At 61.7% G+C, this 16885-nt stretch carries 13 protein-coding genes and 7 pseudogenes; 9 read left to right on the top strand and 11 right to left on the bottom strand.

Annotation, left to right across the window (positions count from 1 at the left end):
* Positions 1-211: IS3 family transposase (locus tag AC066S_RS07330; RefSeq protein WP_478269336.1), on the top strand; the 211-nt coding region annotated here is incomplete at its 5' end.
* Positions 212-360: 149 nt separating this feature from the next.
* Here AC066S_RS07330 and AC066S_RS07335 read toward each other — a convergent pair.
* Positions 361-833 (bottom strand): annotated as a pseudogene (locus tag AC066S_RS07335) (MarR family winged helix-turn-helix transcriptional regulator).
* A 96-nt stretch (positions 834-929) separates the two neighbouring features.
* Between AC066S_RS07335 and AC066S_RS07340 the strand changes: the two are divergent.
* The 4 genes and pseudogenes from AC066S_RS07340 to AC066S_RS07355 form a co-directional block, all read left to right on the top strand.
* A complete protein-coding gene (locus AC066S_RS07340) occupies positions 930-1298 on the top strand; it encodes an antibiotic biosynthesis monooxygenase family protein (RefSeq protein ID WP_235884807.1) in 369 nt (122 codons plus the stop codon).
* A gap of 30 nt (positions 1299-1328) precedes the next feature.
* Positions 1329-1976, top strand: a complete 648-nt coding sequence (locus tag AC066S_RS07345) for a hypothetical protein (RefSeq protein ID WP_126261891.1) — start codon at positions 1329-1331, stop codon at positions 1974-1976.
* Positions 1977-2051: 75 nt separating this feature from the next.
* Positions 2052-2237 (top strand): annotated as a pseudogene (locus tag AC066S_RS07350) (IS256 family transposase); the annotation flags it as partial.
* 16 nt (positions 2238-2253) lie between these two features.
* Positions 2254-2796, top strand: a pseudogene (locus tag AC066S_RS07355) (transposase); the annotation flags it as partial.
* Here AC066S_RS07355 and AC066S_RS07360 read toward each other — a convergent pair.
* From AC066S_RS07360 to AC066S_RS07375, 4 genes and pseudogenes are all read right to left on the bottom strand, one after another.
* Complete coding sequence (locus AC066S_RS07360) at positions 2790-3371, bottom strand: helix-turn-helix domain-containing protein (RefSeq protein ID WP_430642534.1); 582 nt, start codon at positions 3369-3371, stop codon at positions 2790-2792. The pseudogene AC066S_RS07355 and the gene AC066S_RS07360 overlap by 7 nt on opposite strands.
* 431 nt (positions 3372-3802) lie before the next feature.
* Positions 3803-3958: an adenylate/guanylate cyclase domain-containing protein gene (locus tag AC066S_RS07365; RefSeq protein ID WP_126261892.1), complete on the bottom strand. Its 156-nt coding sequence runs from the start codon at positions 3956-3958 to the stop codon at positions 3803-3805.
* Positions 3951-4532: pseudogene (locus tag AC066S_RS07370) on the bottom strand (ParB/RepB/Spo0J family partition protein); the annotation flags it as partial. The gene AC066S_RS07365 and the pseudogene AC066S_RS07370, both read right to left, overlap by 8 nt.
* Positions 4533-4705: 173 nt before the next feature.
* Positions 4706-5886 (bottom strand): annotated as a pseudogene (locus AC066S_RS07375) (DUF932 domain-containing protein).
* 154 nt (positions 5887-6040) lie between these two features.
* Between AC066S_RS07375 and AC066S_RS07380 the strand changes: the two are divergent.
* The 3 genes and pseudogenes from AC066S_RS07380 (at position 6041) to AC066S_RS07390 (ending at position 10438) form a co-directional block, all read left to right on the top strand.
* On the top strand, positions 6041-6967 hold the full coding sequence (locus tag AC066S_RS07380; RefSeq protein WP_235885232.1) for a DUF6088 family protein: 927 nt from the start codon (positions 6041-6043) through the stop codon (positions 6965-6967).
* Positions 6948-7924: pseudogene (locus AC066S_RS07385) on the top strand (nucleotidyl transferase AbiEii/AbiGii toxin family protein). The gene AC066S_RS07380 and the pseudogene AC066S_RS07385 overlap by 20 nt, the downstream one beginning before the upstream one ends.
* An 810-nt stretch (positions 7925-8734) precedes the next feature.
* Complete coding sequence (locus AC066S_RS07390) at positions 8735-10438, top strand: recombinase family protein (protein ID WP_126261893.1); 1704 nt, start codon at positions 8735-8737, stop codon at positions 10436-10438.
* Here AC066S_RS07390 and AC066S_RS07395 read toward each other — a convergent pair.
* The 6 genes and pseudogenes from AC066S_RS07395 to AC066S_RS07420 form a co-directional block, all read right to left on the bottom strand.
* Positions 10420-10500, bottom strand: a pseudogene (locus AC066S_RS07395) (acyl-CoA thioester hydrolase); the annotation flags it as partial. The gene AC066S_RS07390 and the pseudogene AC066S_RS07395 sit on opposite strands and share 19 nt — an antisense overlap.
* A gap of 70 nt (positions 10501-10570) precedes the next feature.
* Positions 10571-11491 carry a metallophosphoesterase gene (locus AC066S_RS07400; protein WP_126261894.1) on the bottom strand — a complete coding sequence of 307 codons (921 nt, stop codon included), beginning with the start codon at positions 11489-11491 and terminating at the stop codon, positions 10571-10573.
* 125 nt (positions 11492-11616) lie between these two features.
* Complete coding sequence (gene ruvB, locus AC066S_RS07405; protein WP_478269337.1) at positions 11617-12675, bottom strand: Holliday junction branch migration DNA helicase RuvB; 1059 nt, start codon at positions 12673-12675, stop codon at positions 11617-11619.
* Positions 12672-13289 (bottom strand): Holliday junction branch migration protein RuvA, encoded by a 618-nt coding sequence (gene ruvA, locus AC066S_RS07410; RefSeq protein WP_126261896.1) that lies wholly within the window; start codon positions 13287-13289, stop codon positions 12672-12674. Before ruvA ends, ruvB begins: the two co-directional genes overlap by 4 nt.
* A 142-nt stretch (positions 13290-13431) precedes the next feature.
* Entirely contained in the window at positions 13432-13959 is a 528-nt protein-coding gene (gene ruvC, locus AC066S_RS07415) for a crossover junction endodeoxyribonuclease RuvC (protein ID WP_126261897.1), read from the bottom strand.
* 209 nt (positions 13960-14168) lie between these two features.
* Entirely contained in the window at positions 14169-14915 is a 747-nt protein-coding gene (locus tag AC066S_RS07420) for a YebC/PmpR family DNA-binding transcriptional regulator (protein ID WP_126261898.1), read from the bottom strand.
* A 218-nt stretch (positions 14916-15133) separates the two neighbouring features.
* On the opposite strand from AC066S_RS07420, the gene AC066S_RS07425 reads away from it, so the two are divergent.
* The gene (locus AC066S_RS07425; protein ID WP_478269338.1) at positions 15134-16882 is read left to right on the top strand and encodes a methyl-accepting chemotaxis protein; all 1749 of its coding nucleotides are present in this window, start codon (positions 15134-15136) and stop codon (positions 16880-16882) included.
* The last annotated feature ends 3 nt before the right edge of the window (positions 16883-16885 follow it).

The raw sequence follows: 16885 nt of genomic DNA on the forward strand, positions 1-16885 counted from the left end.
CAGTGCGTCGTGGCTCAATCAGGTCGAGGTATGGTTCTCAATCTTGCAGGGACAATCGCTCAGCGGCACCTCCTTCACAAGCCTCAAGCAGCTTCAGGAACACATCGATGCCTACGTCAACGCGTACAACGACAAAGCCGAGCCCTTCGTCTGGACCAAGAAAAAGGTCCGTCAACGCCGTTTCAAAGGCCGCCGTCTCACTCAGCTCTGATTCCGGGTACTAGGGTAGCGGTAACTGGGATTTCAGGGCTCAGTTTGAGAATGAAACGCTGCCGGGGCATGTATTTCGAGCCCGGCTGCGCGGCGGCGATCAAGGTGACGCGCTCTCATCCTGATTGTCGCGCCATACCCGGCAGCGTTCTATTTCGAGAAACTGGAGGCACAGCCGCCCGCGCCCTCAAGCTTATCTCGCAAGGCCGTGATCACGCGATGGACAATCCGTATATCCTTGACCGACAGCCCTTCTGAAAGATCGTTGATCCAGGGAGCCTGCATTCCATTGCGGCTTCGAAGGCGCGCTGTCCATTCTCAGTGAGCACGACGAGCTGCGCCCGTCGGTGATGCGGGTTGACCTCAAAAGATACGAGGCCCTCTCTGTGCAGATCATTGATAACGTTTTGACGATTGCCGCCGAGGTCACGTGCGAGCCAAGCGACCGGTTGGGGACGTTCGGCGGACACAATGGCGCCAAGCACCTGCCAGCGTGCGCTTGTTAGGCCAAGCGGGGCGACCAGACGGTCGCCGGCCGTCAGAAGTAGGCTGTGGAGCCTGAATAGATCGAAAACAAGGTCGGTCAGGGCGTCACTCTCGGGGGTTCGCTCGGCTTTTTTCATTTGTCACCATTGCTTTAATTGACATCATAATGGCGATCTGTTATGTAATCATAATACCAATTAGGCATCACATATTAAATAGCGATGGAGGCACTCATGTCGTTAATACGCCCACTGGACCCTTCCTTTCCGATCGACCGCCAGATTGCTATCGAGGCAAATTCGGTCGTCCTGGTGAACTTATTCACTCTCGACAAAGCCGATGAGGCGGCTTTTCTCAAAACCTGGCAGGACGACGCAGCGTTCATGAAGCGACAGCCGGGCTTCATTTCCACTCAGCTGCACAGAGCTCTCGGCGACAGCTCGACCTATCTGAACTACGCCGTCTGGGAATCCACCGCACACTTCCGCGCGGCCTTCACCCATCCTGACTTTCTAGCAAAAATCGCCACCTATCCGGCCTCGGCGATAGCTTCCCCTCATCTGTTCCAGAAAGTTGCCGTGCCCGGCATCTGCGTTGCCTAGCCCTGCTGTTTTTAGGAAGGGAAGATACTCATGATCAAGTTGATCCATCCTGTCGCTGGCGCCTTGGCTATCGCAACGATCGGCACTTTCGACGGTACTCAGCGAGCTGTTCGCGTCCCATCGACGTTGAAACGGTTCCCCCGGCCGACAGCGCCGAGGCGTTCTCATGATCCAATAGAGGAGCGCGCTATGTCCTGGAAGTGGAAGCCGAGTTGGTACATCTTGGGCGGCAAGGCCAGCATCGTGCAACCGGCCCTTCAATGTCTTGTCACAAAACGCTCGACTGTCCTTAAGATCGACGGCCGCCGCGCCCCCAAGCGGGCCCAGCCCGACCTGGTACTCGATCTGATCCGCAAGGCTGCAAACGCCCTTCTGCACCTAAGGCCGCGCAAGGTGCATCGCAGCCGGTTCAGCGAACCAAAAGGAAATCCGCGCAAGGCGAAGGGCGAAGCGCCATTGCAGACGTCAGCAGAGGTTGTGCGCACCTATAGTGCTGTCGTCGACGCGCTCACAGCCGCGATTCTCAATGCAGAGGCCGCCTTAAACTGGTTGGGCACTCAACCGCCAGATCTGGAAGAAGCCCGGCGAGCACTTAGTACTATCGCTAAGGACGGTAAGCGAGCAGGCGAAATTATCGCTCGACTTCGAGCGCCGAGAGCTATCGCTGAAAGTTGGTGACGGCGGGAATCGGAAAGGCGGCATATCGTGGGGGTGCTTGACGCCTCCACTTCTCCACCGAAGGAACGATATGCCGTGTCCAACGATAGCGTCATCCAGCTGATTCAGCCAGGAATCTTCGACGATCAACTCACAGAAGTCTTGCGCAACGGGGCACGTGCCCTTCTCGCCAAGGCGGTCGAGGCCGAAGTCGCAGACTTTCTCGGCCAGCATGCCGATTTGAAGACCGCGGACGGCCACCAGCGCGTCGTGCGCCACGGTCAAAGGTCTCCACCGGATCGAAGTCCAGGATAGCAAGGGCAATCCAGACCAGGCTGTCCTTGAAATCCGGTATCGTAAAATCCGTATTCTGCCACCGATAGGTAAGCAGTCGCGGTATCCAGCTTTGACTTTGACCGTGATCCACGCTGATGAAAGAGGAGCGCCAAAGAACAGAAAGAAGATTGAATGGAAACTCCTGACCGATCTTCCAGTGCAATCGCACGGGGATGCGATCGAGAAACTCGAATGGTATTCCTTGCGATGGAAGATCGAGGTCTTCCACAAGATACTCAAATCCGGCTGTAGGGCAGAGGACTCGCAACTGCGGACCGCTCAGCGATTGACGAATCTGATCTCGGTATTCTGCATTGTGAGCTGGCGCATTTTTTGGATGACGATGCTTAACCGTTCAGCACCAAATGCCTCACCGGAGTTTGTGCTGACCAAAGGTGAGATCCAATTGCTTGATCGGCTCGTCAAAGACAAGAATCCAGTCAGCACACAACGAAAGACATTGTCGCATTATCTCATCAAGATCGCCAGGCTCGGCGGCTATCTCGCCCGTGCCAACGATCCGCCACCAGGGAATCTGATCATGTGGCGCGGATGTCGCGATTCATCGATATCGCAACGGGAGCGACACTCTGACTCAAAAATGTGGGTAATCGTAAGCTTCATCGTATGCGTACCGTGCTTGCGCTTGAGCTCGCGGTGCACGGTCGTCCAATCAGGTTCGGCGATGCGGCGGTGACCCTGCCGGTTGCCATTGCCGGTCTTGGCGAACAGGCAAAGTTCCAGGGCCGCGTCCGTGAGCTCGTCGGGCAACGGCCAGGTCAGACCCGCGGCCTCGAACCGCCGGATCGCCAGCCGCACCGTCGAGGGCGCAGCTCCTACCCGTCGCGCAATCTCGCGGCTCGGCAGCCCGGCCGCCTTCATCCTGATCACATCGCGCACACGGCGCATCGCAAGCCTCTCCGTCGGCATCCAGGGTCCCCCTTCGCAAAGCCGAAAGGGTTGACCTATGGGAGCCAGAAGAGGCCTCGTCACCCGGGCGACATCATCTCGGAATGGGTGGGCGACTTCAAATCGGAATGCTGGGCGACATCGAGCGGAATCCACACGCGGTTTGCTCATCGCCTTCCCCAATGCCGACGACCCGCCGTCAGGGAATCACGAATCGCTCAAAAGCAAAATCCCAAAACGCAAGAAAGCATGGCCCAACACCCAGCTTTCCTGCAAAATCGAATACTTTATCGTGACAACTTCTGCCTATCTCTCAGGTCAATCCGCATTCTTCACGGACGACCCTTTAGCACTTGTTCTGCTGGCGCTTTGCCCGGTCCGGATTTGGCTTCAACTTCGCTCCTGGTGGCTACCATGAACCAGAAATCCTCCCTCCGCAAAACCATTCAATTTGTCTCACAGAGACCTGACGGCGAACAGCCGTGTGGTCAATCTCGAATCACGGCTTGAATGTCGTTTTTGCTGCTGCGGTTGCTGGCGCTGTCCAGAATCCGCAGTAGACCGCTCGTCTCAGAAGGCCCACAATAGGACGCTGGGTTCGATCAGTATCGTCCCTTCATCAAATAGGCGAGCATCTCACCCTTTCCTTTCAGTTCGACTGCGCCGCGTTCGACGAACAGGAACTGGTCTTTCAGCAATTTTCTGACATGGGCGGATACTTGGATCTCGCCGGGGAGGCCGCGTGACTCCTTGCGCATGATGGGAAGTCACCGTGAAGGCCATGAGCTGCTCGAGCGACATGCCGTCCTCGGCATAGATCTCGAGCAACGCGGGCGAGACCGCGGCGAGGCGCAGGCGCTGCTTCACCACGTTGACCGAGGTGAAGAAGGCGGCGGCGATGTCCTCCTCGGTCTGGCCCCTCTCGCGCAGAGCCTGGAAGGCACGGAATTGGTCGAGCGGGTGAAGCGGTGCGCGCTGGATGTTCTCGGCGAGCGAGTCGTCCTCGGCGAGAATGTCGGTCGCGGGATCGCGCACGACGCAAGGCACCAATGCGGGTCTTGGCGAGGCGCTTCTGCTTTACGAGAGCTCCAGCGCGCGGTACCGGCGCCCGCCGGCCGGTATCTCAAAAATGCCAGTCTCAGTGCCTTCGGAGTCGAGGACCGGCCGCACGTTGATGCTTTGGAGCAAGGTACGCCGAGCGATGTCCTCGGCCAACTCCTCGATGGAAATGCCGGCCTTTACGCGCCGGTCGTTTGACTGGCTGAGCACGAGCTTATTGAAGGGAATGTCGAGCGAGGACGAGAGGGTGATCTTCTGAACGGTATTCGCCATGGGTGATACTCCGCGACGGGCGGCCCAAAGACTCTCCTCTGGGCCTCCAACCCGTCACGAAGCGCAGCACCGCCCTCTTCCTCTGAGGGCAGCACCGGCCAACCGACGATCAGGAAAAACGGAAAGGCACGAAGCCGGAGACACGCCGTTCCGCATCTCAGGCTTTCCGGGTATCAGGCTGCGCGGTCGAGCAGCTTTTTCGCGCGCGCCTCCAGATCGAGACGTGCGTCCTGATGGGTCTTGCCCCGCGCAACCGCTGTGATGCCTTGCACGAAATCGAAGACGCTCTCGGGCTTGCGTCCTTCCTCGGACAGCACCGTTTCGATGAACTTCGCTGTCTCAGTCTTCGAGAAGCCGCGCTTGCGCAGGAACTCGCTACGGTCGTCGTCGGTGCGGGCGACGATCATTTCTCGCGCGGCCCTGATGCCATTGACGAAGGGGCATTGATTGGGAATTGGCAAAGCTCGTCAGCGCCGGCACCGCCTCGTGCGCGAAGCGTGAGGCGGCGTATTTGGAGTGGCGGATGGTGATCTCCTCGAAATCCTCTACACCCCAGAGATTGCTGTTCTGGCAGACGGCGCGGAGATAGAAGCTCGCCATCCCGAGTGTCTTGGCACCCACCTCGGAATTCCAGCAGTAGAAGCCACGGCGAGCCATCACGCAGCCGGCCGGCCTCGATCGGGTTGAGGTCGTCGACCAGGAACAGGAAGACGTCGCGGTTCGACGCGTAGAGAGTCGTCGTATCCTCGCTGATGTCGACATGCGGATTATAGACGCCGGTCGACCAGTCGAGCACGCCCGGGACTTTCCAGCGCGTGTCGCCCGAGCCATTGCCGGCGATGCGCTGAACGGCCGCCACGAGTTCGTGGTCAAAAATGCGCCCGTATTCGGGCCCCGTAACCGCGCGAAGATCGACGCGACCGTCTTCGATCTCGAGCGTCTTGACCTGCTCGCCTCGATGAGAGCTGAGGCCAAATTGGAGATTGATGCCAGCGAGCGGCGCCGGAAGCTGCCGGAGGTAGGCGGCCGGCGCGCCGACCAGGCTCGCGAGTTGGCCGAAGCTCCAGTGGGTCGGTGCGATAGGCGTATCGGAGCCGGGCAACGTTAGCACCAGCCGTTCCGCGTCGTTACGATCCGCCTCGACGCGGATCGCTGCGCTCTCCACCGTCCGGGTCCGGCTATGCGGGTCCGTCCGCGCACGGCGGCATAAAGGTCCGACAGGGACAGATAGCGCTCGTCCGCCGGCCGCGAGAACCACTCCGAGGATACGCGGCCAACGCTCACCGCGGGTCAGGTCCACCTTGTAGCCGCCGATGCGGTCGCGGCCCGTGCTAAGAACTTCGACTTGGGTCATGGGTCGTCTCCATGACGGGCGCCGGAGGCCTCTTCTCCAGCCCTCAACCCGTCCCGGAAAACCCGGTCAGCGCCCTCACTCTTTCGGGAGCATTGCGGGAACTCGGATGCCAGGGGAAGGCGTTCCCCCTCAAGTGACCTAGATTGTCCGAAATTTGTATACCTATTTCGGACAAGAAACTTGCCCTGTGTCCGAAAAAGAGCTGCAATTTTCGGACATGAACAGCCACCCGCCCGACCTCAAGACCGTCATGCTTGACCGCATCCGTGCGGACGCGCCGCGGAAGGTCTGGACGCCCAGTGACTTCGTCGACCTCTCCTCGCGGGACGCCGTTGATAAGACGCTGCAGCGGCTAGCGAATGCCGGAACCCTGAGGCGGATCGATCGCGGGCTCTACGATCAGCCTGGCTTCAACAGGCTCACCCAAAAACCTAACCCTCCCGATCCGCGCTCGGTCATCGACGCAGTCGGAAGACGCGACCGAACGCGGATGCTTGTCGACGGCATAACCGCGGCGAACGATTTGGGTTTGACTGACGCCGTCCCGGCCAAAATCGTGGTGCACACCGAGGCGTGTCGTCGCGCGATAAAGCTTGGTAACGTGACGATCACCTTTCGTCCGACCGCAGCCAGCAAGCTATTCTGGGCCGGGCGACCGGCCATGCGCGTTGTCCAAGCGCTTCATTGGCTGCGGGATCTCTTAACACGAGAGGGCGAGAACGATCAGGTCGAGCGCAAGCTCGCCAGGCTTTTCGAGGGTCCGACAGCGGGGCCGCTGCTCAAAGCCGATCTCACCGCCGGCATGTCGGCTCTTCCGACATGGATGCGGGTGTTTCTCAAACCGCTCATCGAAACCGATGCTGGCCTTGGTCGCCGGCATAACGATGATGATCGTGATGATGCTAATCATGCTGGCGGTGATCATGATCGTCATCGACAAGGAAGAGGCGACGGTGATGATGGTCAGCGTCACCCTGCCGTCGCACGTCCGAAGCCGAAACCACGCTCCACGCGGAAGAAGCCAACCGCCAATCGCGCGGCACAACTCGGAGGGTGTAGGCATGAACCCGGCTTTCGATGAGGTTCTCGTGGCCGGGTCGGGGCTGCGCCTCGGTACGGCATCCCAGAATATCGAGAAGGACTTTTGGGTCTGCTGGACGCTGGATGCCTTATTCCATGGCCTGAAGACGGGAGGACCGCGCCTCCTTTTCAAAGGCGGAACATCCTTGTCTAAAGGGTTCGGTCTGATCAATCGTTTCTCCGAAGATATAGACGTAACGGTGTTTCGGGATGATATCGGCGAGCCGGCGACCATCGAGGAGCTTGACGCGCTCAGCGGCAAGAAACGTCGGGAGCGGCTTGATGCAATCAAGGACGCCTGCAAAGCTTACATTAATGGCTCGCTGCGCGCTGAGTTGACGCGGATCCTCCAGCATCGGCTTCAGGCTGCCGGCCTCGATGCCGGTGCAGCACGCGTGGAAGCCGACGAGGCCGATCCCGACGGGCAGACGCTGTTGATCTGGTATCCCGCGGCGACACCGCGGTCGGATTATGTGCGGGCGGCGATCAAGATCGAGTCAGGCGCAAAATCCGCGCTCGACCCAAATAGCGATGTGCCGATAACGCACCTTCTGGGACAAGGTCGTCATCCTCCATGGGTTGCGCCGCTGGTTCGACCAGCGCGGCGAGCTGCGCGGCGGCGGTCAACGCGTGTCCCGTCACTACTACGACCTGCACCAGCTAGTTCGGGACCCGATCGGAGAAGCCGCTATGGCTGACACAGAGCTCGGCGCGGACTGCGTCGGCGCATGCCCGCATGTTCTTCAATCGACCGGACTTTGATCTTGCGAGTGCGGCGCCCGGTTCGTTCGCGCTGGCCCCACATGACGCGATGATCGACCAGTTGCGCGTCGATTACAGAGCCATGAAAGGCATGATCTTCGGCGAACCGCCAAACTTTGAAGCTGTGCTCGCCAGCATCAGTTCGCTCGAAGCTCGCCTGAATCAGAACGGAGGGGGCCAACGAGAGGCGCGATGAAGCCATAAGCGTCCACTCCGACGAATTGCGCCCGCTTTTCCTGAGGCGCGCGCCGCGCCGATAAATGACGCTCGGTATCAAGGGAAGTACTAAGAAATTAGCCCGAACCGATGCTCCCTTTGTCTGACTGCCCGCGAGGCTAATGCGAGCGGGTCGCCGAGCGCAGCGGAAGCCTCCCTGCCCATCAACTCGTCGCCGTCACGCGCAAGTATTTTTACTCCGCTCTGCTTAGCAGATCTGCTCCCGCCCACGACCACCATCGCGGGAGTGCGCTAACGCTCGATCCCCGGCATTGATGTATCTGAAGAATCTCATTTTCATTTGCCGCTGCAGCGGCCAACATGAATTGGCTCACAGCCCGCAGATCGAGATTTAAGCGAGCGCTTCAAAAAGGGCAAAATTCATGCGCCATCCTGATCCTGCAATGATCCCGGTCGGGTTGTGGCCACAGCCAACGGAAGCTGTGGCCAAAGGACGATCTAGATCGGATTGTCGCGCCGGCGAAGGTCATGAAACCACGGAAAAGGGACGGGAGGGATCGAGCCTGGAATCAAGCGCTGCAAATGATTGCCGCCCGGCTGTCGCGCGGGCCGGCACTTTACGTTAACATCCGCTGGCCAGCTTGTAATGCGCACCCGAATCCGATCGCCTCGGGAGCAAAGGGCGATCATCCGACCGCTTGACCCTTCCCACCCTCAGAGCTGGGACAATCCCGATAATGAGGAAATTTGGCTTGAGCTGGCGCGCGCCATTGGGCGACAGATTGCACGGGACGAAAAGGATGTCACGGGCAGCCGATAGGGGAACGGCATGACGGCAGGGTCACCCAAAATGAGAGCCGTACTATACGCCCGCTATTCCAGCGACATGCAAAAGGCGACCTCGATTGACGGTCAGCTATTGCTCTGCCGAAAGGTCGCCGAACGCAATAACCTAGATGTCATCGATGAATTCGTCGATGCCGCAAAGTCTGGTCTTACCGAAGATGCGCGGGACGGCTATCAACGATTGCTAAACGGTGTTCGAAACCATGACTTTGACGTGGTCATCGTTGAGCATTTCGACCGCTTGTCGCGCGATCCCGCAACGATCCAGCGCCTAAAGCAGGTTTTCGAGTTCAACGGCGTTGAGCTGATGGATCAGAAAGGCATTTACGCCACCGCTACCGATATCAGCATCGCAAGTCTCTATAACACGATTTACAAACCGCAGCTTGCCGACAAGGTTCGGCGCGGCCATGACAACGCTGTCGCTAACGGAAAAATTCCGGGCTCATACGCGTATGGCTATCGGCCGAGGCCTGGTGCGCCCGGCGAGCGCCTGATCGATAAGAACGAAGCAAAGATCGTACTCCGCATCTTCAAGGAATATGCTTCGGGCCGTTCAACCCGAAATATTGCAGCTGACCTCTCCCACGAAGGTGTGCCCTCGCCTGGCGCCACCCGTCACAAGGACAAGGCCGGTCGCACCACTTGGAATCATCAGTGCATCACTGGCGGTCGTCATGGTCGCGGCATTATCGGCAACGAGTTGTATATCGGCGAGATACATTGGAACGTTCGCTCGACAATTCTCAACCCGGAAACGCAGAAGAAACAGAAGCGCCGCAATCCGGAAGAACGGCACATCATCGTCAAGAATCCCGAGCTACGGATCATTCCGCAAGCACTCTGGGATACGGTGCAGAAGGTTCGCAGCGCGCGCGCTGTCCATATGTTCGGGCCGACCGGCAAGCCGCAGCGCCGCTCAATGATTCCGCGCAACAATGAGCACCCGCTTGCCGGTGTCCTCCGGTGCGGCGTTTGCAACGGCCCTATGCGAATTGCGCAATCGTCCCGGAATGGCGCGCCGCGCGCCGCATGCGCCAACGCGCATCAGCGAGGCACCTGCGAGCACACCCGTAGCTTTGACATGGACGTTCTACTTGAGGATGTTTCCGTCAAGATTGACGTGAAATTGCTTTCGCCAAAAGCCATTGAAGAGGCGATGAGTGCTTGGCAGGAGGAACGCAAGAAAGATCGAAAAAAAGTTAGCGAACGCACCAATCTCGAGCGTCGACGCCGTACGCTAACTGCCGAGATAGAGCGCCTATCATATGCCATCGCAAACAGCCGTCGTAAACCCGATGAGCTGCTCAAGCGGATCGATGAGTGCGATATGGAGCGCGAAAACGTTGATGCGCGCTTGCGGCTGCTGGGCAACGGCAGCGAGAACGTGAGCCCGTTTGACCACCCGAAGTTCGGCGAGCTTTACCGTTCGGAAGTTAAAAAATTGCTCACCGCGCTCAAGATAAATTCGAAAGCGATCGAAACCCGCGTCGCCTTCCGTAACTTGATTGACTGCATTTTGGTGCATCCAGTTCGCAAGCGGATGCCCTACGAATATACGCCCTACCTGAAAAGTGCCGCCCTTTGCGGCATGAAGCTTTTCCCGGAAAACCGACGCAAGGGAGAAAAAATCGACATGTTGGCCTACTACGATAACGGCAAATCAGGGAAGTCCGTGTCCTCGTAATAGACGCGGACCTGCATGTGATGGCGGCCGTCGCGGATCTCGCCGTCGAGATGAGCTGTCACGTCGCGAGCCTCTTCGCTTGTCGCTAACCAGCCCGTTTTTGCGCAAAAACAGCCGGCGGCGCAAGCGGAGCTAGGACACAGCCGGCCCTGTCCTTCCCAGCGTCACCTCGACGATCTCAGGCGGCACGCCGACGCGGACCGGCATGATGCTGCAACCGAGGCCGCCGGAGACGATGAGATCGCATTTCAGCCTGATATGGCCATAGGCGAGCCGGATGCCCTGCTGCTTTGCGACGGCGGGGGACCAGCCGAGCAGGCGGACCTGGCCGCCATGGGTATGGCCGGACAGTTGCAGCGCGACGCGCGCGGGCACGCGCGGCGCGATATTGGGCTCATGCGCCAGCAGGATCACAGGCGCATCGTCGGTGACCTTGGCGAGCGTGGCGTCGAGATCGTCGGCGCCGAAGTGCGCCATGCTGCGTAAGCGCCGCGCCGGCAGGAAGGCCAGCTGATCACCCAAGCCGGCGAGCCAGAATGGGCGGCCGTCCTTGGTGAGGCGAACCGCGTCGTTCTCGTAGACAGGAATGCCGGCTGCTTCGAGCGCACGATGCGCCATCGTCGGCCCGCGCCCCGTGCGCTGCACGGTCTTGTCGTCCCAATAATCGTGATTGCCCATGACGGCATGGACGCCGAGCGGCGCCTTGAGACCGGCGAGCACCCTCGCCCATTCCCTCGACGGAATGAAGCGCGTGACGTGGTGAAGACCGGCGACATAATCGCCGAGCAGCACGACGAGGTCGGCGTTCAGCGCATTGGTGCGCTCGACGATGCCCTCGATCCGCTCCAGCGACATCCAGGGATCGCAGGCATGGATATCGGCGATGGCGGCGATCTTCAGCGGGAAATCCGCCGGCCATTGCCGCGGCTTCGGATGATAGCGGGTGACGCGGAGCCGCAGCACCGGCTCGACGCCGACGCCATAGGCGGCTGTCGAGACACCGAGGACGGACAGGCCACCGATGGAACGAATGAAATGACGACGCGTGATCATGGAAATCCGATCGAGATGCGCCTTCTTGATGCGGTCCGATTGGAGCGGAATTGGGGTGCGCTCGTGCAGATCGTCTGCACGAGATGACCGGAAATTGATGACAGAAGGTCCTGGGTTAGCGCAGATCAGTCGTCGCTCTCGTCCGTCCCGAACAGGCCGAACTGTGCCGCAGCATCGCGCGAGGGCTCGGCGATGCCGAGATGACGGAAGGCATGCGAGGTGAGCAGGCGGCCGCGCGGGGTGCGCTGGAGATAGCCGCACTGGATGAGATAAGGCTCGATAATGTCCTCGATCGCATCGCGCGGCTCGGACAAGGCGGCGGCCATGGTCTCGACGCCGACCGGGCCGCCGCCATAGTTCGTCGCGATGGTCGAGAGATAGCGGCGGTCCATGGCATCTAGCCCAGCGGCGTCGACCTCGAGCGCGCTCAGCGCGTGGTCGGCGATCTTGCGGTCGATCTTGTCGGCATCGGCTGCGGAGGCAAAATCGCGCACGCGCCTGAGCAGCCGCCCGGCGATGCGCGGCGTGCCGCGGGCGCGGCGCGCGATCTCGTTGGCGCCGTCCGCGCTCATGCCGACATTGAGCACGCGCGCGCCACGGCTGACGATGCTCTCCAATTCCTCGATCGTGTAGAAATTCAGCCGCACCGGAATGCCAAAGCGGTCGCGCAAGGGATTGGTGAGCAGGCCGGCGCGCGTGGTGGCGCCGACGAGCGTGAACTTCGACAGCTCGATCTTCACCGAGCGCGCCGCCGGACCCTCGCCGATGATGAGGTCGAGCTGAAAATCCTCCATCGCGGGATAGAGCACCTCTTCCACCGCCGGGCTCAGGCGATGGATCTCGTCGATGAAGAGCACGTCGCGCTCCTCGAGATTGGTGAGGAGCGCTGCGAGATCGCCCGCCTTGGCGATGACAGGGCCCGAGGTGGCGCGGAAGCCGACGCCGAGCTCCTTGGCGACGATCTGCGCCAGCGTGGTCTTGCCGAGACCGGGGGGACCGACGAACAGCACGTGATCCAGCGCCTCGCCGCGCTTGCGCGCCGCCTCGATGAAGATCGAGAGATTCTTGCGCGCCTGCTGCTGTCCGACGAAGTCGGACAGCGATTGCGGACGCAACGCGGTATCGCCGACATCGTCGCTGCGGCGCTCGGGAGAGACCATGCGGTTGGCCTTGGGATCGCTCACTTCGAGAGCTCCTTCAGGCCGAGCCGGATGAGCTGCGCCGTCTCGGCGGCTTCACCCGCGCTGCGCGAGGCCGATGCAATCGCAGCAGCAGCCTGTGGCTGGCCGTAGCCGAGATTGACCAGCGCGGAGATCGCATCGGCAACCGGACGTGGTGCGCGCTGATCGTCGACGGCACCGGCAAGATGCACCACGGCGGGATCGACATTGGCGAAGGCCGGCGCCTTGTCCTTCAGCTCGGTGACGATGCGCTCGGCGACCTTGGGGCCGACGCCGGGCGTGCGCGCCACCGCCGCCTTGTCGCGCAGCGCAATCGCATTGGCGAGATCGGCCGGCGCCAGCGTGCCGAGCACGGCGAGCGCGACCTTGGCGCCGACGCCCTGCACGGTCTGGAGCAGGCGAAACCATTCGCGCTCCTGGTCGGTGCGGAAGCCGAACAGTTTTATTTGATCCTCGCGGACATAGGTCTCGATCGACAGCACGGCGGCCTCGCCCGGTGAGGGCAGATGCTGCAGCGTGCGCGAGGAGCAGTGCACCTGATAGCCGACGCCGCCGACGTCGAGGATGACGAAATCCTCGCCGTAGGAATCGATCAGGCCTTTGAGCTTGCCGATCATATGGATTCCTCGAATGCGGCGGGCACTTCTCTCTCGTCATGGCCGGGCTCGTCCCGGCCATCCACGGCCTTGGCTTCAGCGAAAAAGATCGTGGATGCCCGGGACAAGCCCGGGCATGACGCCGGGAAGTCGTCGTACCCGCTCATAGTCCCGCCACCTTCAGCCTGAGCGCGGTGCTCTGGCGGTGATGGGCGTGGGTGATGGCGATGGCGAGCGCGTCGGCGGCGTCGGCTGACGGCGGCTCGGCCTTCGGCAGCAGGATCTTCAGCATCATCGCGATCTGGGCCTTCTCGGCGTGACCGGCGCCGACGACGGTTTTCTTGACCTGATTGGGCGCGTATTCGGCGACCGGGATGCCGAACATTGCGGGCGCCAGCATGGCGACGCCGCGGGCCTGGCCGAGCTTCAGCGTCGCGACGCCGTCCTTGTTGACGAAGGTCTGCTCGACCGCGGCTTCGATCGGCTGATGGTTCGAGAGCACGGCCGCGAGCCCGTCATGAATCGCGAGCAGCCGGCTCGCCAGCGGCAGGTCGTTCGCCGGTTCCACCGAGCCGCAGGCCACATAGATCAGGCGGTTGCCGTCAGCCTCGATCACGCCCCAGCCGGTGCGGCGCAGGCCGGGGTCGATGCCGATGATGCGAACGGGGCCACGAATCGGGAGCGCAGTCATGGGCCAGTGATAGCGGCTGGCCGCCGGAAGCGAAACAGAAACAGAACAGAAGTAACAGGGGAAAGGGGGTCTCGTGCCTCGGGCGCAGCGCGGCACGCAGTGCTGCGCTGCTGAGCCGGGGTCCAGCAGGCGTCTGGACCCGGAGAAAGAGGGGTCCCGGCTCTGCGCAGCAGCGTTTCACGCTGCAGCGCGTCCGGGACACGCGAGCCCTACCCGCCCATCTTCGCCATCAGCGCGTCCGACACCTCGAAATTGGCGTAGACGTTCTGGACGTCGTCGTGCTCGTTGAGCAAGTCCATCAGCTTGAGCAGCTTCTCGCCGGTCTCGTCGTCGACCGCGACAGTGTTCTGCGGCTTCCAGATCAGCGCGGCCTTACGCGGCTCGCCGAACTTTGCTTCCAGCGCCTTGGCGACGTCGCGATAGCCTTCGGTCGAGGCGTAGATCTCGTGGCCGCCTTCGCCGGAGACGACGTCGTCGGCGCCGGCCTCGATCGCGGCATCGAGCACGGCGTCGTCGGAAGCGACGCTGCGGTCGTATTCGATGATGCCGGTGCGGTCGAACATGAAGGAGACCGAGCCGGTTTCGCCGAGATTGCCGCCGGACTTGGTGAAGAAGGAGCGGATGTCGGAGGCGGCGCGGTTGCGGTTGTCGGTCAGCGCTTCGACGATGACGGCGACGCCGCCGGGGCCATAGCCCTCGTAGCGGATCTCGTCATAGTTCTCGCCGTCGCTGCCGAGCGCCTTCTTGATGGCGCGCTCGATATTGTCCTTCGGCATGTTCTCCTGCCGCGCCGCGATCACGGCCGCGCGCAGACGGGGGTTCATGGCGGGGTCGGGGGTGCCGAGCTTGGCGGCGACCGTGATTTCCCGCGCCAGCTTGCCGAACAGCTTCGACTTCTGGGCATCCTGCCGCCCCTTGCGGTGCATGATGTTCTTGAATTGGGAATGTCCGGCCATGCGTGGTCTCTTGGAAAATCGTCAGCCAAAGGTGAGCGTGGGAAGCGCGGCCTTATAGGCCGCCACCCCACCGGAATCAAAGGGATCTGCTGCTCCAAGGTAGCACTGTAAAGATAGCCGCCGTAACGGCCGGCGCCTAGAGATCGGGCATTGTTAACCCTGATTTCATTCCAGCCTGCGAAAATAGCGCCCGACCGTTCCCCGACAAGAGAGAACTGATGGCGTTCGGACTATTTCGGAAGCGTCTGCCGGACCAGGCTGCGCCCGCGACCGCCCCGGCGGCTCCGCAGCCGTCGGCCCATTCCGAGCCGGCTCCCGCGGCCGAGACTGATTCGGCGCGGGAAATCCTGGAGCTGCTGGAACTCGAGCTCGGCGCCATGATCCGCCAGCTCGAACGCGCCGCCAATTCGGTGGCCGGCGGCGCCGAGGCGACCGCGGCGACGCTTGCCGCCATCCGCGACCGCACCGATGCCCTGACCGGCCGGACCAATGCCGCGCAATCGACCGCCTCCACTTTCGCCCATGCCGCCGACAAGTTCACCCAATCCGCGCTGGGAATCGGGGCTCAGGTTCGCGAGGCGGGTAAGCTCGCCGACGAGGCCAGCGCCGCGGCGCAGGAAGCCCGCGCCAATGTCGACCGCTTGCGCGAATCCTCTGCCGCCATCGGCAACGTCGTCAATCTGATCGCGCAGATCGCGCGGCAGACGACGCTGCTCGCCCTCAATTCGACGATCGAGGCCGCACGCGCGGGCGCTGCGGGAAGAGGCTTTGCGGTCGTCGCGACCGAGGTCAAGGCGCTCGCGGTGCAGACGCAAAGCGCGACCGAAGAGATCACAAAGAAGATCGACGCGCTCCAGCGCGACGCCGCCGGCTCTGCGGATGCCGTGCACCGCATCTCACAGGCGATCGAGGCGATCCGCCCGGTCTTCGAGACCGTCAACGGGGCGGTTGCCGAACAGAACGCCACCACCAGCGAAGTCTCCGGCAATGCCGCGAGCGCCTCGGAGTTCATCGTCTCGGTCGGCGAGAGCGCGGCCGAGATCGATGCCGCGACCAAGGCGGCCGAGAGCCACGGCGAGAACGTGGCCAGTGCCGGCAAGGCCGTCACCACCTTCGCACAAAAGCTGAAGTCGCGTTGCGCCGTGCTGCTCCGCCAGAGCGAGCATGACGATCGCCGCAAGACCGAGCGGCTGCCCTGCCATCTCAAGTTCGAGACCACGCGCGGCGTGATGCCGGTCTATGAAATCTCGATGGACGGCGCGCTGATCGGCGGCGCGGACGCCAGCCGTCTCGCACCGCAAGCGATGATCGAGGGCACCCTCGAAGACGTCGGCGCCTGTCGCCTGCGCGTGATCGAGCAGTCCAAGGCCGGCGCCCACGCGCAGTTCGCCGGCCCCGATGCCGAGCTCCGCGAAAAGATCGAGGACAAGCTCTGGTCGATCCACGAGGAGAACACCGAGTTCGTCACCCGCGCGATGGAGGCGGGCAACGCGCTGACCAGGATCTTCGAGCAGGCGGTTGCGCGCGGCGAAGTCAAGATCGACGATCTCTTCGACACCGACTATGCCGAGATCGCCGGAACCAATCCGCAGCAATACCGCACGAAATATCTCGACTGGGCCGACCGCGCCCTGCCGCCGTTCCAGGAAGCTTTTCTGGCAAAGGACCAGCGCATGGCGTTCTGCGCCATGGTCGACCGCAACGGCTTCCTACCGGTGCACAACAAGATCTATTCGCATCCGCAGCGGCCGGGCGACGTCGCCTGGAATACGGCCAACAGCCGCAACCGGCGGATATTCAACGATCCGGCGGGGCTCGCCGCCGCGCGCAACCTGCGATCGTACCTGGTCCAAACCTATGCGCGCGACATGGGCAATGGCACCACCGTGATGATGCGCGAGATCGACGTCCCGATCCGCGTGCAGGGCCGGCACTGGGGCGGATTCCGCACCGCCTACAAACTCTAGTGC

This window comes from Bradyrhizobium sp. CFUWI (assembly GCF_056429085.1).